Raw genomic sequence first — 21,066 nt, forward strand, 5'->3', positions numbered from 1 at the left:
CAATGCGCGCTTAGCTCAGCGGTAGAGCGCCTGTTTTACACGCAGGATGTCGGCCGTTCGATCCGGTCAGCGCGTACCAAACCATCCATATCCTCTCGTAGCTCAGTGGCAGAGCAATCGCTTGATAAGCGATCGACGGATGTTCGATTCATCGCGGGAGGACCAAAGGCCAGGATGACGGATCCGGAGCGTTAAACCTGAATGGAGATGGAGCGGATTTTTAACCCGTGCGCCAGTGGTTCGAAACCACCCGGATCCTCCAACATGTCCGCGCTCGTGGCGAAACTGGTAGGCGCGCCGTCGCCTTTCGTCATTCCGCGGCGGGAGCGAAGCGAGCGAACCCGGAATCCAACGGGCCGCGAACGTTGTAGTGACATGGATTCCGGGTTCAGCCCTGCGGGCTGCCCCGGAATGACGGAGGATAAACCTTAATTCAGTGGCGCCCACCACCAAGCAGAGGAGAGGACAATGTTTGCCGCAAATCCAGCCCTTGTCCTCAACGCCGACTTCCAGCCGCTGAGCTATTTCCCGTTGTCGCTCTTCCATTGGGAAGACGCCATCAAGGCAGTGGTGAAGGGATCGCATGTCATCGTTGCGGAATACGACCAGGTGGTCCGCAGCCCGTCGACGGCGATGCGACTGCCGTCGGTCATCGCGTTGCGTGAGTACGTGCGGGCGCCGGTTCGCGTCGCCTTCACGCGGTTCAACGTTTTTCTTCGCGACCGCTTCCGTTGCCAGTACTGCGGCGACCAGCAGCTTCGGGGCGAACTGACGTTCGACCATGTCATCCCGCGTGCGGACGGCGGCCAGGCGTGCTGGACCAACATCGTGGCGGCCTGCAGTCCCTGCAACACGCGCAAGGACCGCTTCCACCTCAAGCCGCTGCGCAGGCCGTTCGAGCCGACGCGGCACGACCTGATGGCGGCCCAGCGTCTGTTCCCGCCAAACTTTCTGCACGAGACCTGGCGGGACTATCTGTACTGGGACGTCGAACTCGAGAAGTAACCGTGCCGGCGGCGAGGTTTTGCCGCCGGCGTCCATCACCACGTAGCTCAACCGGATGAGCAGCGCGCTACGAACGCGAAGGTATGCAGGTTCGAGTCCTGCCGGGCAGGCCAATTCATCTGGGTGTAGGGGAGCCTGGTCGTCCCCGCCGGCCTTGGAAGCTGGAGACCGCTGGTTCAAATCCAGCCACCTAGACCAGTTTTGCCGTTGATGGTGCCAGCAGACGCCCGACGGTCGAAGACGAGCGCGTACAAATGTTCTGCGTACCGATGGAGGAACCGATGCGATCAGATCCATATCAGGAGCGAGCCCGTCAACTGGCGATCGAAGCCGGCGTCGATCCGGATTCCCGTGTCGGTGAGGGCCGCGGACAGCCGGCCTGGTGCCTTTACCGCGACGCCGCCCGCAAGGAACATCTGGCGCGCGAAACCGACGCGGCCGCTGCCGATATCGTCAACCTGCGTCCGCAGGACGAGCGGTACAAGAATTCGCCTCTCAAGATCTTTGGCCAGCACGAGGACGTCACCGTGGCGCAGATGCGCAATTGCATGTCGGTCGGCAATGTCGTCGCCGGCGTGATCTGTGCCGATGGTCATCTGGGCTACGCCCAGCCGGTCGGCGGCGTAATCGCCTATGAGAAGCAGGTCAGCATCTCCGGCGTCGGCTTCGATATCGGATGCGGCAATATGGCGGTTCGGCTTGATACGCCCTTCAGCGCGATCGAGGGCCGCGTCGGTGAGATCATCCACGACGTTCAGAAGGTGATCTCGTTTGGTGTCGGCCGCACAAACGACGAGCGCGTCGAGCATGAACTGTTCGATGACGGCGACGCATGGCGGGAATCCGACATGGGCGCTTACCGGCAGAAAGCGGTCAGCCAACTCGGCACGGTCGGATCCGGCAATCACTACGTCGATCTCATGCGTGACGAGGCCGGCCTTGTCTGGATAGGCGTCCACTTCGGCAGCCGCGGGCTGGGTCACACCAGCGCGACTCGCTATCTCAAGGCTGCCGGCGGCAAGGACGGCATGAACGTCCCGCCGGCGGTGGTCGACGAGGATAGCGAGCTTGGCCGGCGATACATCGCTGCGATGGAATTGGCCGGTCGCTACTCCTATGCCGGCCGTAAATGGGTCGTCGAGCGCGTCCGCAAGATCATCGGCGGCGCCGTCACCGACATGGTGCACAACCACCACAACTATGCATGGCGGGAGAACCATGGAGGCCGGGACCTCTGGGTGGTGCGGAAGGGTGCGACCCCCGCATTCCCCGGTCAGCGGGGCTTTGTCGGCGGCTCGATGGGCGATGATGCCGTCATCCTCGAGGGTGTCGATAGCGCGGAAGCGCGGGCGTCGCTTTACTCGACGGTGCATGGCGCGGGCCGCCTGTTCGGCCGAAAGGAGGCCAAGCGCCGCTTCACCCGTGCCGAGATGGATGCGTGGCTCCAGCAGCGCGGAGTCACGCTGGTGGGCGCTGACCTCGACGAAAGTCCGATGGCCTACCGTCGCCTTCCGGAGGTGCTGGCGCAGCATGCCGGCAGCGTGAAGGTGCTGCATACGCTGCGGCCTTTCGCGGTGGCGATGGCCGGCGAGGGTGAGTTCGATCCATTCAAGGACTGAGCGGCGGGGCGCACGCGCCCCGTCTGCCGATGCCTCTTGGCTCAGTTGGTCAGAGCGCCGTCCTCTGAAGGGGGATGTCCCCGGTTCGAGTCCGGGAGAGGCTGCCAATACTGGCGAGAGACCCAGGCGGCCAGGGTACGGTCTGCAAAACCGGACAGGCGGGTTCGACTCCCGTTCTCGCTTCCATGCGTTCGCGGACCAACTGGAGGGTCAGCCGTCTTCCAAACGGCCCCATGCTGGTTCGAGTCCAGACGAGCGCGCCATTTGAACTGGAGAGTTGGCCGAGCGGCAAGGCAACGCGGTGCTAACGCGTCGAGTCCTTCGGGACGCACAGGTTCGATCCCTGTACTCTCCGCCATCGTGCGAAAGCGGGATGATCCGATCGCGATCGATCGGATGCTGCAAGAAGGATAGCGCCGGCCAGCCGCTGGAACGGTGCCTCCGTCTTCCATTGCGGCTGTTCCAATCTTGCGGGCGTGGCGTAGTGGGCTGCGTGCCTGTCTTCCAAAGAGGAGGTGCCGGTTCGATCCCGGCCGCCCGCGCCAGCCTGCCATCGCCTAGAGCCAAAGGGTACGGCGCTTTCAACGCCGGACGTCGCGGGTTGAACTCCCGCTGGCAGGACCAGTTGTTTTTCCGCGGGGCCTCGGCAGGGAAGGGGTCGGCTCTCATAAGGCCGGCGTGGCGGGTTCGACCCCCGCACCCGCGACCAATCTCCTGACTTCGTTCAATGGCAGGACGCCCGGTTGTGGACCGGGAGACGCGGAGTTCGATTCTCCCGGTCAGGACCAGATACCGGCTTAGTTCAGTGGCAGAACGCGGGCCTCCAAAACCCGATGTCGACTGTTCGATTCAGTCAGCCGGTGCCAGGATCAGGTGGTTACAAAATATGCAGGTGGACCCAAAAAGAGAGCAGTTGGCGCTCCGTGGTGCTCAGTCGAACAGGGCTGTGGCGCTGTCGCTGTCCGAATGCGCTGCGACAATCCGCTGCATCATGTCGATGAATGCAGTCTGTTCCCGTTCACTTAGATTATCCAGCGTCGCGCGATGAGCGGCGCGCGCCGACGCCTCGATCTTTGCCAGAAGCGCCGCACCCGCTGGTGTCAATTTGCAAAGCCGCGCGCGGCGATCCGTATCGTCAACGGCTATCTCGACAAAGCTGCGCGCAGCCAGCCGCTTCAGCGCGCCGGTCGTCGTTGTGCGGTCTAGCGCGATATCGGCCGCCAATGTGGTCTGATCAGCGGTTTTTCGCGCCGCCAGCGCGGAAAGCAGGCTGTATTGCAGCGGCGTGATCTCGAAGGCGCCGCAGGCCTGCTGGAATAGTGCGACGTGAATCTGGTGCATTCGCCGGATCAGAAATCCCGGTCGCTGCGATAGCGGCCAGGGGCGGTGCTTGCTCTCACCGCGACGCTTTGTTGCCTTCCGCAACGCACTCTCCAAACCTCGACACATCAGCGCGAATAGCTCGATTCGATCGGTCTCACCATGGCCTGATCATGGCACGAAGTTTGCTTTTGTAAATACGAAGTATACTTCGCATTTTGGCTGGTGGCGCAAGCGCCGCCGGCGAGGATAGAGGAGAGATCGTTCATGTCGATCAGCGCCACCTTCGACCAGCTGCTGCGCGGCGGCCGCGTGATCTGTCCGGCCTCCGGCATCGATGGCATCCGCGATGTTGCAATCCGCAACGGCAAGATCGCGGCCGTGCAGGGCGACATCCTGCCGACGAGCGCGAGGGAGGTGATCGACGTCAGCGGCAAGCTGGTGTTGCCCGGCCTCATCGATACCCATGCGCACGTCTATCAATATGTCAGTGGCCGCTTCGGCATGAATCCCGACATGGTCGGCGTGCAATCCGGCGTGACGACATTGGTCGACCAGGGCGGTCCGTCCTGCATGACGCTGCCCGGCTTCCGGCACTACATCGCCGAGCCGTCGAAGTCGCGCGTCTATGCGTTCCTGTCGGCTTACCTCGTCGGCGGACTGGAGGGCCATTATTATCCGCAACTCTACAGTCCCGATGGCGTCGACATCGATGCCACCGTCAAGTCGGCCACGGCCAATCCCGACCTCGTGCGCGGCATCAAGGCCCATGCCGAGATCGGCGGCTTCGCGCGCTGGGGCATTCGCGTCATCGAAATGGCGGCCGAGATCGGGCGCCGCACCGATCTGCCGGTCTATGTGCATTTCGGCCAGCTCTGGGGCCTGCCCGAAAGCGGCACCAATGGCGAAGACGTCGATACGATCTTGGAGCGCGTGATCCCGTTGCTGCGCGAGGGCGACGTGCTGGCGCATCCGTTCACGCGCCATCCCGGTGGTTTTGTCAATCGCGAGGGCGAGGTGCATCCCGTGATCCGGGCGGCGCTCGATCGCGGCCTGAAGGTCGACGTCGGGCACGGCAGCCATTTCTCCTACCGGCTCGCCAAGAAGGCGATCGCCGCCGGCATCATTCCGACCACGCTCGGCGCCGACATTCACGGTTACAACACCCATGTGCCGGCGCCCGCCGGCACGCCCGACCAGCACGAGGACGAGGAGAACCATCCTTTCGCCGGGCAGGCCAAGTTCAGCCTGGTCCAGGCGATGAGTTCGATGATGGCGCTCGGCCTCACGCTCGAGCAGGTCGTGCCGATGGTCACATCGAACCCGGCCATGATGCTGGGCCGTGCCGATGAAATCGGCGCACTCAAGGTCGGCATGGATGCGGATGTCTCCGTGCTGGGAGAGAAAACCGGCAGGTTCGTCCTTGGCGACAACGAAAAGAACGAAGTCATCGCCGAGCGCCTTCTGCAGCCGGCATTCTGTCTCCGTGCGGGTGTGCGTTACGAGGCGGTGGCGCCCATTCTGCCGCAGGCCGTTGCGGCATAGGGAGGTCAGCGTCAGCTCGATCGGGAGAATGCTACCGTGCGCAACGAGCGCCAATTTCCTTCTGCAGGGGCGGGCGCCGGACAAGGCGTCGGCGTCCGGCTGCCGAGGAAGGAAGACGACCGGCTGATGCGTGGTCGCGGCCAGTTCGTGGCCGACATCCGCCTCGTCGGTCTGCAGGACGTCGCCTTCGTGCGCAGTCCTCTTGCGCATGCGCTGATCCGCGGCATTCTGGTGCCGGAGCGCTATCGCGGCAGCGTCTTCACGGCGGCCGATCTCGCCGGTATCCATCCGATCCGCGCCGTCTCGGGGCTGCCGGGCTTCAAGATTTCCGAGCAGCCGGTGCTTGCCACCGGCAAGGTGCGGCAGGTTGGTGAACTCGTCGCCATGTGCGTGGCGCCGACACGCGCCGAAGCCGAGGACATCGCGGCGGCGGTGACGCTAGATCTGGAGGAACTTCCCGCCGTCTACGACATGCGCAAGGCGCGCAAGCCGGGCTCGGCGCTGGTGCACGAGCATTGGGGCGACAATGTCTTCCTCGAAACCAATTTCGAGGTCGACATCTCCAGCGCGCTGGATGCGCCGATCAAGGTGACGCGCGAGATATCGACGGCGCGGCAGTGCATGTCGCCGCTGGAAGGCCGTGGCGTGGTGGCGACCTTTGATCACCGCCTCGACCAGCTCACGCTCTATTCCTCGGCCCAGATGCCGCATATCACGCGCAGCGGGCTCGCCGAATGCCTCGGCATCGAGCACGGCCGCATCCGCATCGTGTCGCCCGATGTCGGCGGCGGTTTCGGGCACAAGGGCATCCTGCTGCCGGAGGAGGTCTGTCTTTCCTGGCTGACGATGCATCGCGGTCATCCGGTGCGATGGACCGAGGATCGCCGCGAGCATCTCACCGCCAGCTCCAATTGCCGCGAGCACCACTACAGCATCACCGTGTATGCCGATCGCGATGGCCGATTGCGCGGCATCGACTGCGAAGCGACAGTCGATTCCGGCGCGTACTCGTCCTATCCGTTCTCGGCGTGCCTGGAGGCGGCGCAGGTCGCCAGCATCCTGCCGGGACCCTATCTGATGCCGGCCTATCGCTGCCGGACCTTTTCGGTCGCGACCAACAAGTGTCCCATTCTGCCTTACCGCGGCGTTGCCCGCACCGGGGTGTGCTTCGCGCTGGAACTGATGCTCGATCTGGTCGCGGCTGAAGCGGGGCTGGAGCCCGGGGAAGTGCGGCTGCGCAATCTGGTCCGCCCCGAACAGATGCCGTTCGACAACATCACCAACAAGCATTTTGACAGCGGCGACTATCCGGAGGCGATGCGGCGGGCGCTTGCGGCTATCGACGTTGACGGTGTCCGCGCGCGCCAGCGCAAGGGCGAAGCGGACGGTCGCCGGATCGGCGTCGGCGTCTCGATCTATTGCGAGCAGGCCGCGCACGGGACGTCGGTCTATTCTGGCTGGGGCATCCCGATGGTGCCGGGCCATGAACAGGCTTCCGCGCGGCTGACGCCGGATGGCGGCCTTGAGCTTAGGGTCGGCGTGCATTCGCACGGGCAGGGCATGGAGACGACGCTGGCCCAGGTCGCGCACGAAATGCTCGGCGTCGATGTCGCCAAAGTGCGCATCATCCTCGGCGACACCGCGATGACGCCGTACTCCACCGGCACCTGGGGCTCGCGCTCGATGGTGATGGCGGGCGGCGCGGTCGCTACCGCCTGCGGCGAGTTGGGTGAACGCGTCAAGAAAATCGGCGCCAAGCTGCTGCAGCACGATTTTTCGGCGGTGGTGCTGCAGAACGGCGAGGTGCATGGCGTCAACGGCAGCGTCACCTTGCAGGCCATCGCACACACCTGGTATCGCCGTCCGCAGGACCTGCCGCCCGATGTCGATCCCGGTGGGTTGGAGGTGACGTCCGGCTATAAGCCGCAACGCGATACCGGCACCTTCAGCTATGCCGCCCATGCCGCGGTGGTCGCGGTCGATCCTGGCATCGGCGAGATCGAGATCCTCGATTATGTCATCGTCGAGGACGGCGGCGTGCTGGTCAATCCGATGGTGGTGGACGGCCAGATTTATGGCGGCCTCGCGCAGGGTATCGGCACCGCGCTGTACGAGGAGATGCCTTTCGACGCCTCCGGCCAGCCGCTCGCCACGACGCTTGCCGATTATCTGTTGCCGGGGCCGACGGAGGTGCCGTCGCCGCGTCTCGATCACATGGAGACGCCGTCGCCCTATACCCAGTTCGGCGTCAAGGGCATCGGCGAGGGCGGCGCGATCGCGCCGCCGGCCGCGATCGTCAACGCGCTCAACGACGCGCTACGGCCGCTCGGGGTCGAGTTGATGCAATCGCCCGTGACGCCATACCGCGTCGTCGAGGCGATCCTGGCCGCGCGCGATGCAGAAAGGCCTGCTGCATGAAACCGGCGCCGTTCGGCTATGAACGTCCCCGCGATCTGCCGGCCGCGCTCGCTGTGCTGAGCCAGGCGCACGATTCCGCCAAGATCATCGCCGGTGGCCAATCGCTGGGGCCGATGCTCAACCTGCGGCTGGTGGAGCCGCAAGTGATCGTCGACATCACCGCGCTTGCCGAACTCAAGCAGGCCGAGCGCCACGGCGACGAACTCGTGCTAGGGGCCTGCGTCACCCACGCCGATATCGAGGATGGACGTACGCCTGATGTCACGCGCGGCGCGATGCGGGCTGTTGCCGCCAATATCGCGTATCGCGCCGTTCGCAACCGCGGCACGGTTGGTGGATCGCTCAGCCATGCCGATCCAGCGGCAGACTGGGTTTCCGCACTCTCGGCGTTGGATGCAAAATTGACGCTGCGCAGCAGCGCTGGTCCGCGCACGCTCGCGATGGCGGATTTTGTCGTCGGCGCGCTCGAAAGCGCGTTGCGCGCCGGCGAGATTGTCGAGACGGTCCACGTTCCGGCAAGGCCGGCGTCGGCGCATTGGGGCTACGTCAAGAGTTGCCGCAAGACCGGCGAGTTCGCACATGCGATCGGCGCGGTCCTGATCGACCCGAGCGCCGGCACGGCCCGCATCGTGATCGGCGCGATTGATGCCGCGCCGATCGTCATCACCGATGCCGCACAGCTGTTCGGTGGGCGCATCGCCGGTGACTACAAGGATCGCTTCGATGCGCGCGTCGCCGACGGCATTTTGGCCAAGGCCGGCGTCTGCAACGCGGCCCACCGTCATATTCATGTGAGTGTGCTGAAGCGAGCCGTCCGCGAGGCTGTCGCATGAGCATGATTGAACTCAGCGTCAACCGGCGCCCGGTGCGGATAGCGGCGGAGCCGCGCACCAATCTCGCGGATTTCGTCCGCGACAAGCTCGACCTTACCGGGACGCATCTCGGGTGCGAACACGGCGTCTGCGGCGCGTGTACGGTGCTGGTCGACGGCGTGCCGGCGCGCTCGTGCATCACCTATGCCGTGGCCTGCGAAGGCGCAGATATCACCACGATCGAAGGCCTCGACGAGGACGGCGTGACGACGGAGCTTCGCGCGGCCTTCACCCGCGAGCATGCGTTGCAGTGCGGCTATTGCACGCCTGGAATGCTGGTCTCGGCGCGAGATCTCGTGCTGCGCCTGCCGGATGCCGATGAGCGCGCCATCAGGGTCGGATTGAGCGGGAATCTTTGCCGCTGCACCGGTTATGTCGGTATTGTGCGGGCGGTGCAGTCCGTGATCGAAGCGCGGCGTGCGCGCGATATCGCGCCCGAACCGGACGGTGGGCGAAAGATGTTGGGGCCGGTCGGCTCGGGTCGAAGCGTGCATCGCGGTGCGGACGGTGTCGGGCCGGCGCACGAACAGAGCCCGTCCGAGGCGGCCAGTTCGGTCAGCGCAATTGCGGACTTCATCCCGGCCACCGTTCTGGCGGAGCATTTCACCGTCGCGCATCCGCCCGAACGGGTGTTTGCGATGTTCGACGATATCGCCGCCGTCGCCGCCTGCCTTCCCGGCGCGTCGTTGAGGGGACCGCCGACGCCAGCGCGCGTCGAGGGGGCCATTCGCGTGAAGATGGGCCCGATTGCCGCGACGTTCCAGGGGGCTGCGCGCGTCGAGCGCAACGTGGCCGACATGTCGGGCCGCATCGTCGGCATCGGCAACGACCGGCGCAGCCGCTCCTCGACGCAAGGCGAAATCCGCTACCGGCTGGTGCCGGCCGGACAGGGGACGCGCGTCGATCTTTCGATCGGATACACGCTCACGGGCATGCTGGCGCAGGTCGGAAGGCCGGGGCTGGTGCGCGATCTCGCGGCGCGATTGATCGCGGAATTCGCCGGCAATCTCGATCGACGGCTGTCCGGTGCGCCGGCCAATGCCGTGCCGGCCGAACTGAATGGGATGGCGCTGGTGCTTGGCTCGCTGCGCGCGCAGTTCGCACGATGGCTTGGCCGCGAGGCGGGATGACGAGGTTTGGACTGCGGTTGAACTAACAACGTGACAGTGGAGAAGAATATGAAACGGACCTTAAAAATTGTTCCGGCGATCGCGCTGGCGGTTGCCTTCATGGGCGGGGTGGCGGAGGCTCAGACCATCAAGATCGGCGTCAATGAGCCGCTCACCGGCGCATTCGCCGCGTCCGGCACCTACGTCGTCAACGGCGCAAAAATCGCTGCCGACGAGATCAACGCCAAGGGCGGCATCCTCGGCAAGAAGCTCGAACTCGTCATCGAAGACAACAAGAGCAACCCGACGGAGGCCGCCGCCGTCGCGGAAAAGCTGATCACCAGCGACAAGGTGCCGGTGATGATGGGCGCGTGGGGTTCCAGCCTGACGCTGGCCGTGATGCCCAAGTTGATGGAATATGAGGTGCCGATGGTGGTGGAGACCTCCTCGTCGGGCAAGATCACCACGACCGGCAATCCCTTCATCTTCCGCATCTCGCCGCCGTCGGCGATCGAGGCCGCGGCGTTCAAGGGGATCGTCGACAAGCTCGAGCTGAAAAAGGTCGATTTTCTGGTCATCAACAACGACTGGGGTCGCGGCACCGCCGAAGACTTCAGCAAGATGATGAAGGAGAAGGGGATCACGGTCGGGTCCATCGAGACCATGGACCAGGGCGCCCAGGACATGAGCGCGCAGCTTTCGAAGCTGAAGGGCACCGATTCCGAGACCATCATCGTGACGACCGCGGTTGATCAGTTGACGCTGATCTTCAAACAGGCCGCCGCCCTCGGCCTGAAGAAGCGCATCATCACCACGGGCGGCTCGCAGAATCCCGACCAGATCATCGCGCAGGCGGGGGCCGCCGCCAACGGCACCATGCACCTGACGACGTTCCTGCCCTGGTTCCCCGACAAGACCCCGAACCCGGAAGCGACCAACTACTTCATCGCCGAATGGAAGAAGCGCGGCTTCGACTTCGCCGGCTGCACCGAGAGTTTTCGCGGCTATGACGGCATCCGCACGGCGGCGGCAGCGATCGAGAAGGCGGGCAAGGCGGAGCCTGCCGCGATCAAGGCGGCGCTGTGGGACATCAACATCAAGGGCCTGAACGGTGACATCGTGTTCAAGAAATCCGGCCCTGCAGGCAAGGAAAGCGGCCAGAGCCAGCCCAACGTCTACCTGATCGAAATCACCGACGGCAAGATCGGCATGAAGACGCTTTGACGTCACGCGACGTTCGGGCGAGGGCCGCGGAAACCCGCAGACCTCGCCCGATTCCTATGGATTTCGGGAGCCACCTTGAGCCAGTTTCTGCAACATCTGATCAACATGCTGGTGCTCGGCGGCACCTATGCGCTGCTCGGCATCGGGCTGACGTTGATCTTCGGCATCATGAACGTGGTGAATTTCACGCATGGGGTGCTGTACACGTTCGGCGCCTACATCATGTTCATCGTGGTGCACCAGCTGGGCGTCAACTTCTTCCTGGCGCTGCCGCTTGCCGTCGTGGCCGGCTGGCTCCTCGGCGCGGCGATCGAACTGACCTTGTTGCGGCCGCTGCGGGGTTCGGACATCGACACGACTATGCTGGTCATGATCGGCGCCTGGATCGCGATGCAGTCCGGCGCGCTGTGGATTTGGGGCGGCGTGGCTAAATCGGTGGCGACGCCGTTTCCCGAAGCGCCGCTGGTGCTGGGGCCGGTCTCGGTGTCATGGCTGCGGCTGTTCGTGCTTGCTTCGGCGGCGATGCTGATCGTCGTGACCTATCTTTTGATCAACAAGACAAAACTCGGCGGAGCGATGCGGGCGACGTTCCAGGACCGGGACACCGCCTCGCTGATGGGCGTTAACGTCGACCTCATCTACACCTCGACATTCGCAATCGGCTCCAGCCTTGCCGCTGCCGCCGGCGCGCTGCTGGGGCCGGTCTACGTCATCTTCCCGCAGATGGGCGATCTCGCCGCCGTCAAGGCGTTTGCGATCGTGATCCTCGGCGGGCTCGGAAATATCACCGGCGCCGTCATCGGCGGGTTCATCCTGGCGCTCGCTGAGGAACTGGGCGCTGGCTACGTCTCTTCCGGATACCGCGATGCCATGGGTTTCCTCATCATCATTGCGGTCCTGATCTTCAAGCCGACCGGGCTTTTCGCGCGCTCGGAGCGCGTCGGATGAAGACTGCCGTCGGCATTCTCTCCGTCGTCGCGCTGGCTTCCGTGCCGCTGTGGCTGCGCGACCCGTATCTGATGAACGCGCTGATCACGACCGGCATCTTCATCATCGGCGCGATGAGCCTCAATCTGCTGCTCGGGTTCACCGGCCAGCTCAGCCTCGGCCATATCGCGTTCTTCGGCATCGGCGCCTATGTCAGCGCGTTGACCTCGCTCGGCTTCGATGTCGGCCTGCCCTTCGGCCTGCGCATCGTCCACGTTCCCTGGCCGCCGATTGTCGGCTTCGTGCTGGCGATCGTGATCGCCGGATTTTGCGGATATCTCGTTGGCCTGCTGTCGTTCCGCGTGCGTGGCGCCTATTTCGTGATCGTGACGATATCCTTCGCCGAAGTGGTGCGGCTGGTGGCGCTGAACTGGGTCGAACTCACGCAGGGTCCGCTGGCGCTGACCAACATTCCATCCATCACCGTCGGACTGCCTTGGCTGGGAGAACTGACGCTTCGCACCAAGTTGCAGAACTATTACCTCGTTCTGACGGTCGCGGTTGTCACCTATCTCCTGATCTCGCGGCTGGTTCATTCGCATTTCGGGCGTTCCATGCGTGGGCTGATGGAGAACGAGACGCTGGCGGTGTCCGTAGGCATCGACGTGACGAGGACCCTGACGCTGGCGGCGGTGATCTCGGCGGGAATCGCTGGCGCAGCCGGCAGTCTCTATGCGCATTACATCCGCATCATCGATCCCGAGGTGTTCGCCTTCATCAATACCGTGACGATGGTGATCATGGTGATCACCGGGGGCAAGGGCTCGCTGGCCGGTCCGGTCGTCGGCGGTTTGATCTTCGGGCTGCTGCCGGTGTTCCTGCGGCCGATCATGGCGCCGGAGGCGCAATGGATCGCCTATGGCGGCGTGCTGATCGTCATCCTGTTCGTCCTGCCGCGCGGCATCGTGCCGTCGCTGGCGCTGCGGTTTGCAAGGCCGCAGCAGCGGATCGACGTACGTGCCCCGGCCGCTTTCGCGGAAGGCGACGCCAAGGAGCACGCATCATGAGCACAGCTGCCTTGACGGTCGAGAAGGTTGCCGTGCAGTTCGGCGGGCTGGTGGCCCTCTCGGACATGAATTTTACGGTCGGCGAGGGCGAGATCGTCAGCCTGATCGGGCCCAACGGGGCCGGCAAGACCACGGCCTTCAACGTCGTCACGGGCTTTCTGCAGCCGACCCGCGGTGCTGTGAGCTATCGTGGCACGGCGCTCAACGGACTGAAGCCGCACCAGATCGCCGGCCTCGGCCTGGCTCGAACGTTCCAGCGCACCAGCGTCTTTCCCAACGACACCGTCTACGACAATCTGCTGATCGGGCTGCATCGGCAAAGCAGGGTCAATCTTTTCGAAGGCATTCTGGGTCTGCCCCGTGCGCGGTCCACCGAACGCCGCCTGCGGGAACGCGCCGGCGAACTGGTCGAATGGGTCGGCCTCGAACGGCGTGCCTGCGATCTTGCCGGCTCGTTGTCCTATGGCGAGCAGCGACTGGTCGGCGTGGCGCTGGCGCTCGCCGCCGAGCCATCGATGCTGCTGCTCGATGAACCCGTTTCCGGCATGAACGCCTCGGAAACCCACACCTTCGTACAACTGGTCCGCAACATCAGGGATCGTGGCGTCACCATCCTGCTGGTCGAGCACGACATGCCGATGGTGATGAGCGTCTCCGACCGGATCGTCGTGCTGAACTACGGACGGATCATCGCCGAGGGTCCACCGGACGTGATCCGCAGCAACCCGGCCGTCATCGAGGCCTATCTCGGGCAGGGGGCGACACGTGCTTGAGATCCGTGACATGGTATGCGGCTATGGCGGCGTCACCGCGTTGCGCGGCATATCGCTGGAGGTCAAGGCCGGGCAGCTCGTCGCCCTGATCGGCGCCAACGGCGCCGGCAAGAGCACGACGCTGCGCGCGATCTCCGGGCTTGTCGTGCCGCGTTCGGGGTCGATGCGCTTCGAGGGTAAGGACATCGCGGGCGCCAAACCGCCGCGCGTGGTCGCGTCGGGCATCGCGCATTGTCCCGAGGGGCGAAAAGTGTTTCCGCACATGACCGTCGAGGAGAATCTCGACATGGGCGCCTATCTGCGCAGCGGCGCGGCGGAGATCGCCGCCGACCGCGCGCGGATCTATGCCGAGTTTCCGCGCCTGGCCGAGCGGCGAAAGCAGGCGGCGGGCACGCTGTCGGGTGGCGAGCAGCAAATGCTGGCGATCGGCCGGGCGCTGATGTCGCGGCCACGCCTGATCATGTTCGACGAGCCGTCGCTGGGGCTCGCGCCCAACATCGTCGAGCGGACCTTTGCGATCATCCGCGGCATCCGCGAGGCCGGAACGACGGTGCTGCTGGTCGAGCAGAACGCGTTCGCCGCGCTCGAGATGTGCGATTACGCCTATCTGCTGGAGGGCGGCCGCATCGTGCTGTCCGGACCGGGCGCGGACATGATCGAGAATGAGCATGTGCGAAAAGCCTACCTTGGCGGATAAGCGGTCAGAGACGGCGGAGGTGTCCGGCGACGGGCAATGGATTCCGGTCTGCGGTCTCAGCCGGCTGATTTCGCAGACCATCGTCTGCGTCCGCGTCACCGGTATCGATGCGATCCTGATCTGGAGCGAAGGCCGCGTGGTCGCCTGCGAACGGATCTGTCCGCACGAGCAAGCGGATCTCAGCCTTGGCCATTTGGCGGGAGGACGCTTGTTCTGCCCTCGTCACGCGGCCTCGTTTGATCTCCGCAGCGGCCGGATGTCCTATGGCTGGCCGGGCCGGCCGTTGCGGCTGTTCCCGGTCCGGATCAGGGACGATCAGGTCTGGATGGATGCGAACGCGATCAAGCCGCAGGTAAATTAAACCAGCTGTCGAGCGATCTCGACCAGCGCGCCGTCAGGCCGCCGCAGGTGCTCCAGGATGCTGAAATGGTTCGCACCTTCGATCGGGAACAGGCCGCCCGGCGCGTTCGCGGCCGTGCGCGCTTCGTGGAGCCTGATCGAGTCGAAGACCAGCGCCGGCAGTTCGGCCGCGCCGTAGGCGATGGCAAGCCGCTTGTGGACCACAGGCAGGCGCAGCGGCGAAAGCGTTTCGATTTCGCGGTCGGTCAGCTTCAGCGCGTTGTTCAGGCCGGTATCGCGGATCGGCGCCAGGTCGTACACGCCTGAGATCGCCAGCCCCGCGGCGACGCGCGGGTGGTCGAGCGCCATCGCGACGAGGTGGCCGCCGGCCGACCAGCCAGAGAGCACGACCGGCCCCGCGATGCCGTAAGATACGCCGTTCCGGTCCAGCCAGTCGAGCGACTGCGATATCTCCTTCACGATCTCGGTCAATGAAACCTCCGGCGCCAGCGAATATCCGGGAATGGCAACCGACCAGCCATGCGCGGCGACGCCCTCGACCAGCATGGCGAACACGTCGCGCGAGTTGCGCTGCCAGTAGCCGCCATGCAGGAACACCAGGCAGGGTGCGGCCTTGTCGGCGGCCGGATAGAGATCGATTTTCGTCCTGTCGCGGTCGCCATAGGGAATATCGAGAAAGGCCTTGCGGCTGGCGCGCAGCGCTTCGGATCGCTGGTTCCTCTCGGCGATCAGCGCCGCGCTGTTTTTCACTGCCGCATTGTTGTCATAGGCGGCGTCGCGCTCAGCCTGCGAAAGGGCGCCCCAGTTCAGCCGGGGGTCGAGCGTTTTGTCCTTCGAGATATCAGTCACGTCCAGTACTCCCGCGGAAGCCAAAGTGTATCGTTACCAGTGCGCTGCCCAGCGACGATCGCCGGCGTCGCCTGTCCGGATGGCTCCATGCAATTCCGGGGCCTCAACGGCTTGAATCCGGACGCCAGGTTCTATCTTTTCCCGGACTGTTCTGCTTTTGTGGGGGTGGGGACAGCCGGATGAATCGTTAAATGGCATTTGAACTATTCGACTTGACGGGCAAGCGGGTGCTGGTCACCGGATCGTCGCAAGGCATCGGTTTTGCGCTTGCACAAGGGCTCGCTGAACACCGCGCCGAAATCGTCCTCAACGGCCGCGACGCCGACAAGCTCGGCAAGGCCGCGGCCAGACTGACCGACGCCGGGCACAAGGTGTCGGTGGCCGGTTTTGATGTGACGAACGCGCAAGCGGCAAAAGAAGGCGTCGATGGGATCGAGCAGACCATCGGCGCGATCGATATTCTCGTCAACAACGCCGGCATGCAGTTCCGTTCCCCGCTGGAGGATTTTCCGGTCGAGAAGTGGGAGCAATTGCTCGCCACCAATATCTCCAGCGCGTTCTATGTCGGCCAGGCCGTTGCCCGGCACATGATCCCGCGCGGCCGGGGCAAGATCATCAATATCGCTTCCGTGCAAAGCGAACTGGCGCGACCGGGTATCGCGCCTTACACGGCGACCAAAGGTGCGATCAAGAACCTGACCCGCGGCATGTGCACCGACTGGGCGAAATACGGCCTGCAGGTCAACGCCATCGCGCCGGGCTACTTCAAGACGCCGCTCAACCAGGCGCTGGTCGACAACCCGGAGTTCTCGACCTGGCTGGAAAAGCGCACCCCGGCCGCCCGATGGGGCGATGTCGAGGAACTGGTCGGTGCGGCCGTGTTTCTGTCCGGCAAGGCGTCGTCCTTCGTCAACGGCCACACGCTCTATGTCGATGGCGGGATCACCGTCAGTCTTTGACGCCGCGGATCGTTACTGCGGCGTGATGCCGGCGTCCTTGATGATCTTGTCCCACTTCACGATTTCGGCCTTGAGAAAGCTTTCCAGCGCCGCGGGCGTGGCGCGCTCTTCCTCGACCGGCGCCATGCTGAGTTCGGCGAAACGGTTGACCAGCGGAGGGTCCTTCAGCGCCTTCTGCAGGGCGCCGACCAGCGCATCGACGATCGGTTTGGGCGTGTTCTTCGGCGCGTACAGCCCATACCAGGTTGTGACGTCGAACTTGGGAACGCCGGCCTCGGCCGCAGTCGGGAGGTTCGGCAAGGTCGGCACCCGCTTCTTGCTGGTGATGGCGTAACCAGGGATGGTGCCGGCCTGGATATAGGGCGTCGGCCCGGTGGCGGGATCGCAATAGACGTCGATGTGGCCGGCGATGATGTCGTTCAGCGCGGGGCCGCCGCCCTTGTAGTAAATTGGCGTCAGTTTGCTTTCGATCGCGCTCATGAACATCAGGCCGCACAGATGCGACGCCGAGCCGAGCCCGACATTGCCGTAGGTCACCTTGTCGCCTTGCGTGCGCACATAGGAGACCAACTCCTTCAAATCCTTGGCCGGGAAATTGGCGCGCGCGACCAAAATCATCGGCACGTCGGTGACGAGACCGATCGGGGCAAAATCGCCGACCGGATCGAACGGCAGTTTGGCGTAAAGCGCGGGCGCGGTCGCCTGGCCGACATGCATCAGCAGGATGGTGTAGCCGTCGGGCGCCGCCTTGGCGACGCGGTTGGTTCCGAGCGTGCCGCCGGCGCCGACGACGTTTTCGACCACGATGCTTTGCTTCAGCGTCGCGCTCATCGACGTTCCGAGCAGGCGGGCGATGACGTCACCCGGGCCACCGGCGGAGAAGGGGACGACCATCGTGATCGGCCGGCTCGGAAAATCCTGGGCGTGCGCCGGCAGTGCCGGCAAAAGCAACAGCATCAACAAAACGCGTTTTACAAAATTCATGGCCGTTTCCTGTCGCCTCCCTGGCGCTTTTTGTTTAGTTCGACCGAACGGTCGTCGGGTCATTCATCCGCCGTCGCCTTTTCGTTCGACGCGGACGACTGCTCGATCATGCTGAGCGCGGCGACCGCCGCCGCATTGATATGATCGACGCAGCATTTCTCGGCGAGATCGGGATCGCCGCTCTGGATCGCGCGCCAGATCGCGGTGACCTCGCGCAGGCTCTTGTTGATCCGTTTGGGCTGCGACATCGAGGTGATGCGCAGCAGCGTGATCCGGTCGTGCAGTGGCCTGAGCATTCGCTCGATGAAGGCGTTCTGGCAGCCACCGATCAGCGCGGCGTAAAACTCGGTCTTGGCCTCCAGCGCCGTCATCAGGTCGCCGTCGGCAAACGCGGCCTTTAATTTGGTCAGCGCGTCGCCGATCCGGCGTACGACGGCCGGATCGTGCAGCCGTGCGCATTCCCGGCCGGCAAAGCCCTCCAGAACGGCGCGCGCCGCATAGAGCTGCTTGGCTTCCTCGAGGCTGATGGTGCTGACGACGGGGCCGCGGTGGGGGACGGTGTTGACCAGCCCGTCGGCCTCCAGCAGCCGGAGCGCCTCGCGGATCGAGGGGCGGCTGACGCCGGTCATCTCGCAGAGCTCGCGCTCGATCAGTCGCTGGCCCGGCTTCAGGGTACCGGACATGATCGCCTCGCGCAGTTTTTGCGCGACCATCGAGCGGACGGTCGGAACGTCCTCGATCCGGAGCGTGGATTGCAGTTCACCGCGTTTGTCCATTGTCTACCGCCTTGGTCCCGCCATGGGTTCAACAGCGATTTACGGGCAGAATCATCATCCCGGCAATCTGAACATGGGCGACTGGTCCAATGGGAGGCGCTCGACCGCGCCATGTGAGACGGGCGTCGATCTTCATGCGACAGACCAGCCCCCATCGATCGGCAGCGTCGCGCCGGTGATGTCCTGCCCAGCCGGGCTGCACAGGAATACCGCCATCGCGCCGACGGCCTGCAGCGGGATGAACCGCCGGGTCGGCTGGCGGCTGGCCAGATAGTCGCTGGTGGTATCCTCGATGGCGCGGCCTTCGCGGGCGGCGATGTCTGCGATCTTTCCCTGGATGGCCGGGGTCGGCAGCGTGCCCGGGCAGAGCGCGTTGCAGGTGACTCCGGTTCTTGCCGTCTCGATCGCTACCGCGCGGGTGACGCCGAGGATGGCCGTCTTGGTGGTCACGTAATCGATACGGTCGGCGACGGCGCGGGTCGAATAGATCGAGGCCATGTTGATGATGCGGCCCCAGCCTCGCGCCTTCATGCCGGGCACAGCGAGGCGGATCAGGTGGAACGGGGCCGACAGATTGACGGCAAGCGCCTCGTCCCATCGTTCCGGAGGGAAGTCTTCGACCGGTGAGAAATGCCGCACCACCGCATTGTTCACGAGGATATCGACGCCGCCGATGCGGGTGAGCAGGTCCGCCATCATGGTCTCGATGGCGGAGCGCTGCGACAGGTCGGCGGCGACGCTGATCGCCTCGACGCCAAACTGCGCGCGAAGACGATCCCGCGCCGCGGCCGGTTCGACCAGATCGTGCAGGACAATATTGGCGCCCGCGCCGGCAAGGCTTTCGGCCATGGCGAGGCCGAGACCTGCCGTTGCCCCGGTCACGAGCGCCCATCTGTCCTTCAGCATCGGCATGCGTCCCGGTTACTTCTTGTCCAGTTCGGCGAACACTTCCTTGGCATTCCGGAAGGCATCGACGCCGGCCGGGACGCCGCAATAGATCGCAACCTGCATGAACACCTCGCGGATTTCTTCGCGCGTCGCGCCGTTGGTCAGCGCGCCCTTGATATGGGTCTTGAGTTCCTGCGGCCGGTTCAGCGCGCACAGCATCGCGAGGTTGAGGAAGCTGCGGGTCTTGTGCGTGATGCCGTCGCGGCCCCAGACGTAGCCCCAGCAATATTCCGTCGTCAGGTCCTGCATCGGCCGGTTGAAGTCGTCGGCCGAGGCGATCGCCTTGTCGACGAATTCGTTACCGAGCACGCTCTTGCGGATTTCGAGGCCGCGATCGTAAGTCGCCTTGTCCATGCTGCTTTCCTTCTAGTTTTTCGGCCAGAACGGCTGGGACAGCGCCAGTTGCGGCGGGAACACCGTGACTGGAACGCCGGTCTGCCACTGCACGATGGTCATGCCGGCGCCGACGCGGCGGCCTTTTTCGTCGAACTTGATTTCGCCGAGCGGGTAGTATTTCGAGGGACCGGCATCCAAGGTGCGCAGCGCTTCGCCCACCGCGACGCGATCGGCCTTGCCGGCCTTTTCAAGCGCGTCCTTGATCACCCACATGTCGCCATAGGTGGAGATCGCGTTCTGCGTCATCCACGGCTCCTTGTAGCGGGTCTTCAGTTCGGCGATCAGCGCCTCGTGCCCCTTGGCGCCCCAGCTGGCGACGCAGGTGAGAAGTCCCTGCAGCAATTCCGGGCTGACGGTCTGCAGCATGTCGGGCTCGGCGATGGCGATGCCGAACGAGATCGTCGGAATCTTGCCCTGGCCGAGGCCGAACTCGTTCATCTTTTCCAGCAGCAGTTTGGCGTCGGAAATCACGGTCGGCAGGAAGAACAGCAGGTCGGGCCGGGCCGAGCGGACTTTCTGCACCAGCGAGGTGGCGTCGGCGAGCGGCGGGGTGAAGGTTTCGTCGACAATCAGCTGCAGTCCGTTTTCTGCGAGCAGGCCGTCGCGCATCGCCTTGGCCGAGGACACCGAGGCCGCGGTGTTGTCGGTGACGATGGCAACGGTTTTGGGCCGCTTGCCGGAAGCCGTTTCCGCAAGCTTGACAATCTGGGGCAGGGCCTGCCTCGCCTGCGAGCCCGCGGTGGCCGAAGTCTGGAACACGTATTTGAAGCCGCGATCGGTGATCGCGTCCGAGTAGGAGAGGGTGAGCACCGGCAGGTTGGCCCGCTCCGTGACTTCGGTAACCGCCAGTGTGAACGAACTCAGATAGGCGCCGCTGGCGGCGACCATATCGGTTTCCTGCGCCACCATGCGCTGCGCGGCGTTCTTGGCCTTTTCGGTGGTGTCGCCGGAATCCAGCACCACCAGTTTCATCTTGGCGCCGCCGAGCGCCTTGATGCCGCCCTGGGCGTTGATGTGATCGACCGCCATCTCCGCGCCGTGGCGCATCACGGTGCCCGGGCGCGTGTAGAGGCCGGAGACCGGCACCAGCAATCCGACCTTCACTTCTGCCGGCTGTTGCGCCCAGGCGCGGGTCGCGAGCAGGCCGGCGGATGCGCCGGCCAGCAGGCTGCGCCGCGTCAAGGCGGCCTTGGTAATTTTCGTCATGACACTTCCTCC

20 protein-coding genes and 12 tRNA genes are annotated in these 21,066 nt (G+C 64.6%); 25 read left to right on the forward strand and 7 right to left on the reverse strand.

From position 1 onward, the window contains the following. Positions 1 to 4: 4 nt before the first annotated feature. From QUH67_RS13455 to QUH67_RS13520, 14 genes are all read left to right on the forward strand, one after another. Positions 5 to 79, forward strand: a tRNA-Val gene (locus tag QUH67_RS13455). 12 nt (positions 80 to 91) lie between these two features. After that, positions 92 to 165: transfer RNA gene (locus QUH67_RS13460), tRNA-Ile, on the forward strand. 303 nt (positions 166 to 468) lie between these two features. Further along, positions 469 to 1,005, forward strand: coding sequence for an HNH endonuclease (locus tag QUH67_RS13465; RefSeq protein WP_300947172.1), 537 nt, complete (start codon positions 469 to 471; stop codon positions 1,003 to 1,005). Between the two features lie 42 nt (positions 1,006 to 1,047). After that, positions 1,048 to 1,118: transfer RNA gene (locus tag QUH67_RS13470), tRNA-Arg, on the forward strand. A 6-nt stretch (positions 1,119 to 1,124) separates the two neighbouring features. After that, a tRNA-Pro gene (locus QUH67_RS13475) sits at positions 1,125 to 1,203 on the forward strand. 83 nt (positions 1,204 to 1,286) lie between these two features. Continuing rightward, positions 1,287 to 2,624, forward strand: a complete 1,338-nt coding sequence (locus QUH67_RS13480) for an RtcB family protein (protein ID WP_300947173.1) — start codon at positions 1,287 to 1,289, stop codon at positions 2,622 to 2,624. A 112-nt stretch (positions 2,625 to 2,736) separates the two neighbouring features. Beyond that, positions 2,737 to 2,810, forward strand: a tRNA-Cys gene (locus QUH67_RS13485). A gap of 1 nt (position 2,811) precedes the next feature. Beyond that, a tRNA-Gly gene (locus QUH67_RS13490) sits at positions 2,812 to 2,887 on the forward strand. A gap of 8 nt (positions 2,888 to 2,895) precedes the next feature. After that, positions 2,896 to 2,982: transfer RNA gene (locus tag QUH67_RS13495), tRNA-Ser, on the forward strand. A gap of 112 nt (positions 2,983 to 3,094) precedes the next feature. After that, positions 3,095 to 3,169: transfer RNA gene (locus QUH67_RS13500), tRNA-Gly, on the forward strand. Position 3,170: 1 nt separating this feature from the next. Further along, positions 3,171 to 3,248 (forward strand) — tRNA-Glu (locus QUH67_RS13505). A 10-nt stretch (positions 3,249 to 3,258) separates the two neighbouring features. After that, positions 3,259 to 3,333: transfer RNA gene (locus tag QUH67_RS13510), tRNA-Met, on the forward strand. Between the two features lie 4 nt (positions 3,334 to 3,337). Then, positions 3,338 to 3,412: transfer RNA gene (locus QUH67_RS13515), tRNA-His, on the forward strand. A 3-nt stretch (positions 3,413 to 3,415) separates the two neighbouring features. Then, positions 3,416 to 3,490, forward strand: a tRNA-Trp gene (locus QUH67_RS13520). A gap of 64 nt (positions 3,491 to 3,554) precedes the next feature. On the opposite strand, the gene QUH67_RS13525 is transcribed toward QUH67_RS13520, so the two are convergent. Next, entirely contained in the window at positions 3,555 to 3,965 is a 411-nt protein-coding gene (locus QUH67_RS13525) for a MarR family winged helix-turn-helix transcriptional regulator (protein ID WP_300947174.1), read from the reverse strand. Between the two features lie 246 nt (positions 3,966 to 4,211). On the opposite strand from QUH67_RS13525, the gene QUH67_RS13530 reads away from it, so the two are divergent. From QUH67_RS13530 to QUH67_RS13575, 10 genes are all read left to right on the forward strand, one after another. After that, a complete protein-coding gene (locus tag QUH67_RS13530) occupies positions 4,212 to 5,489 on the forward strand; it encodes an amidohydrolase/deacetylase family metallohydrolase (RefSeq protein WP_300947175.1) in 1,278 nt (425 codons plus the stop codon). A gap of 126 nt (positions 5,490 to 5,615) precedes the next feature. Beyond that, entirely contained in the window at positions 5,616 to 7,907 is a 2,292-nt protein-coding gene (locus QUH67_RS13535) for a xanthine dehydrogenase family protein molybdopterin-binding subunit (RefSeq protein WP_300948034.1), read from the forward strand. After that, positions 7,904 to 8,740, forward strand: a complete 837-nt coding sequence (locus QUH67_RS13540) for an FAD binding domain-containing protein (protein ID WP_300947176.1) — start codon at positions 7,904 to 7,906, stop codon at positions 8,738 to 8,740. Before QUH67_RS13535 ends, QUH67_RS13540 begins: the two co-directional genes overlap by 4 nt. Then, positions 8,737 to 9,909, forward strand: a complete 1,173-nt coding sequence (locus QUH67_RS13545; RefSeq protein ID WP_300947177.1) for a xanthine dehydrogenase family Fe-S subunit — start codon at positions 8,737 to 8,739, stop codon at positions 9,907 to 9,909. Before QUH67_RS13540 ends, QUH67_RS13545 begins: the two co-directional genes overlap by 4 nt. 48 nt (positions 9,910 to 9,957) lie before the next feature. Further along, positions 9,958 to 11,112: an ABC transporter substrate-binding protein gene (locus QUH67_RS13550; protein ID WP_300947178.1), complete on the forward strand. Its 1,155-nt coding sequence runs from the start codon at positions 9,958 to 9,960 to the stop codon at positions 11,110 to 11,112. A gap of 75 nt (positions 11,113 to 11,187) precedes the next feature. Next, entirely contained in the window at positions 11,188 to 12,060 is an 873-nt protein-coding gene (locus QUH67_RS13555) for a branched-chain amino acid ABC transporter permease (protein WP_300947179.1), read from the forward strand. Further along, entirely contained in the window at positions 12,057 to 13,106 is a 1,050-nt protein-coding gene (locus QUH67_RS13560; RefSeq protein ID WP_300947180.1) for a branched-chain amino acid ABC transporter permease, read from the forward strand. The genes QUH67_RS13555 and QUH67_RS13560 overlap by 4 nt, the downstream gene beginning before the upstream one ends. Next, positions 13,103 to 13,879 (forward strand): ABC transporter ATP-binding protein, encoded by a 777-nt coding sequence (locus QUH67_RS13565; protein WP_300947181.1) that lies wholly within the window; start codon positions 13,103 to 13,105, stop codon positions 13,877 to 13,879. Before QUH67_RS13560 ends, QUH67_RS13565 begins: the two co-directional genes overlap by 4 nt. Then, the gene (locus tag QUH67_RS13570; RefSeq protein WP_300947182.1) at positions 13,872 to 14,576 is read left to right on the forward strand and encodes an ABC transporter ATP-binding protein; all 705 of its coding nucleotides are present in this window, start codon (positions 13,872 to 13,874) and stop codon (positions 14,574 to 14,576) included. The genes QUH67_RS13565 and QUH67_RS13570 overlap by 8 nt, the downstream gene beginning before the upstream one ends. Further along, positions 14,566 to 14,937 (forward strand): Rieske (2Fe-2S) protein, encoded by a 372-nt coding sequence (locus QUH67_RS13575; protein WP_300947183.1) that lies wholly within the window; start codon positions 14,566 to 14,568, stop codon positions 14,935 to 14,937. The genes QUH67_RS13570 and QUH67_RS13575 overlap by 11 nt, the downstream gene beginning before the upstream one ends. Here the strand turns inward: QUH67_RS13575 and QUH67_RS13580 are convergent. Next, complete coding sequence (locus QUH67_RS13580; protein ID WP_407080428.1) at positions 14,934 to 15,785, reverse strand: alpha/beta hydrolase; 852 nt, start codon at positions 15,783 to 15,785, stop codon at positions 14,934 to 14,936. The two genes, QUH67_RS13575 and QUH67_RS13580, sit on opposite strands and share 4 nt — an antisense overlap. A 191-nt stretch (positions 15,786 to 15,976) precedes the next feature. Here QUH67_RS13580 and QUH67_RS13585 point away from each other — a divergent pair, with 191 nt between their 5' ends. Beyond that, the gene (locus tag QUH67_RS13585) at positions 15,977 to 16,744 is read left to right on the forward strand and encodes an SDR family oxidoreductase (protein ID WP_300947184.1); all 768 of its coding nucleotides are present in this window, start codon (positions 15,977 to 15,979) and stop codon (positions 16,742 to 16,744) included. Positions 16,745 to 16,756: 12 nt separating this feature from the next. Here the strand turns inward: QUH67_RS13585 and QUH67_RS13590 are convergent, their stop codons facing one another. The 5 genes from QUH67_RS13590 to QUH67_RS13610 all read right to left on the reverse strand — a co-directional run bounded on the left by QUH67_RS13590 (position 16,757) and on the right by QUH67_RS13610 (position 21,054). Then, positions 16,757 to 17,728, reverse strand: a complete 972-nt coding sequence (locus tag QUH67_RS13590) for a tripartite tricarboxylate transporter substrate-binding protein (RefSeq protein WP_300947185.1) — start codon at positions 17,726 to 17,728, stop codon at positions 16,757 to 16,759. A 59-nt stretch (positions 17,729 to 17,787) separates the two neighbouring features. Continuing rightward, positions 17,788 to 18,504, reverse strand: coding sequence for a GntR family transcriptional regulator (locus tag QUH67_RS13595; RefSeq protein ID WP_300947186.1), 717 nt, complete (start codon positions 18,502 to 18,504; stop codon positions 17,788 to 17,790). Positions 18,505 to 18,636: 132 nt separating this feature from the next. After that, positions 18,637 to 19,410 (reverse strand): 3-hydroxybutyrate dehydrogenase, encoded by a 774-nt coding sequence (locus tag QUH67_RS13600; RefSeq protein WP_300947187.1) that lies wholly within the window; start codon positions 19,408 to 19,410, stop codon positions 18,637 to 18,639. A 15-nt stretch (positions 19,411 to 19,425) separates the two neighbouring features. Then, a complete protein-coding gene (locus QUH67_RS13605; RefSeq protein WP_300947188.1) occupies positions 19,426 to 19,806 on the reverse strand; it encodes a carboxymuconolactone decarboxylase family protein in 381 nt (126 codons plus the stop codon). A 12-nt stretch (positions 19,807 to 19,818) separates the two neighbouring features. Then, on the reverse strand, positions 19,819 to 21,054 hold the full coding sequence (locus tag QUH67_RS13610) for an ABC transporter substrate-binding protein (RefSeq protein ID WP_300947189.1): 1,236 nt from the start codon (positions 21,052 to 21,054) through the stop codon (positions 19,819 to 19,821). Positions 21,055 to 21,066 lie beyond the last annotated feature (12 nt).

The organism is Bradyrhizobium roseum (genome assembly GCF_030413175.1).
GTDB lineage: Bacteria > Pseudomonadota > Alphaproteobacteria > Rhizobiales > Xanthobacteraceae > Bradyrhizobium > Bradyrhizobium roseum.

Excerpts from the sequence above, each read along its gene's own strand:
- QUH67_RS13465 (WP_300947172.1), top strand. The coding sequence starts at position 469 with ATGTTTGCCGCAAATCCAGCCCTTGTCCTCAACGCCGACTTCCAGCCG.
- QUH67_RS13480 (WP_300947173.1), top strand. The coding sequence starts at position 1,287 with ATGCGATCAGATCCATATCAGGAGCGAGCCCGTCAACTGGCGATCGAA.
- QUH67_RS13525 (WP_300947174.1), bottom strand. The coding sequence starts at position 3,965 with ATGCACCAGATTCACGTCGCACTATTCCAGCAGGCCTGCGGCGCCTTC.
- QUH67_RS13535 (WP_300948034.1), top strand. The coding sequence starts at position 5,616 with ATGCGTGGTCGCGGCCAGTTCGTGGCCGACATCCGCCTCGTCGGTCTG.
- QUH67_RS13545 (WP_300947177.1), top strand. The coding sequence starts at position 8,737 with ATGAGCATGATTGAACTCAGCGTCAACCGGCGCCCGGTGCGGATAGCG.
- QUH67_RS13600 (WP_300947187.1), bottom strand. The coding sequence starts at position 19,410 with ATGCTGAAGGACAGATGGGCGCTCGTGACCGGGGCAACGGCAGGTCTC.
- QUH67_RS13610 (WP_300947189.1), bottom strand. The coding sequence starts at position 21,054 with ATGACGAAAATTACCAAGGCCGCCTTGACGCGGCGCAGCCTGCTGGCC.
- QUH67_RS13595 (WP_300947186.1), bottom strand. The coding sequence starts at position 18,504 with ATGGACAAACGCGGTGAACTGCAATCCACGCTCCGGATCGAGGACGTT.
- QUH67_RS13565 (WP_300947181.1), top strand. The coding sequence starts at position 13,103 with ATGAGCACAGCTGCCTTGACGGTCGAGAAGGTTGCCGTGCAGTTCGGC.
- QUH67_RS13605 (WP_300947188.1), bottom strand. The coding sequence starts at position 19,806 with ATGGACAAGGCGACTTACGATCGCGGCCTCGAAATCCGCAAGAGCGTG.
- QUH67_RS13560 (WP_300947180.1), top strand. The coding sequence starts at position 12,057 with ATGAAGACTGCCGTCGGCATTCTCTCCGTCGTCGCGCTGGCTTCCGTG.
- QUH67_RS13540 (WP_300947176.1), top strand. The coding sequence starts at position 7,904 with ATGAAACCGGCGCCGTTCGGCTATGAACGTCCCCGCGATCTGCCGGCC.
- QUH67_RS13585 (WP_300947184.1), top strand. The coding sequence starts at position 15,977 with ATGGCATTTGAACTATTCGACTTGACGGGCAAGCGGGTGCTGGTCACC.
- QUH67_RS13550 (WP_300947178.1), top strand. The coding sequence starts at position 9,958 with ATGAAACGGACCTTAAAAATTGTTCCGGCGATCGCGCTGGCGGTTGCC.
- QUH67_RS13590 (WP_300947185.1), bottom strand. The coding sequence starts at position 17,728 with ATGAATTTTGTAAAACGCGTTTTGTTGATGCTGTTGCTTTTGCCGGCA.
- QUH67_RS13530 (WP_300947175.1), top strand. The coding sequence starts at position 4,212 with ATGTCGATCAGCGCCACCTTCGACCAGCTGCTGCGCGGCGGCCGCGTG.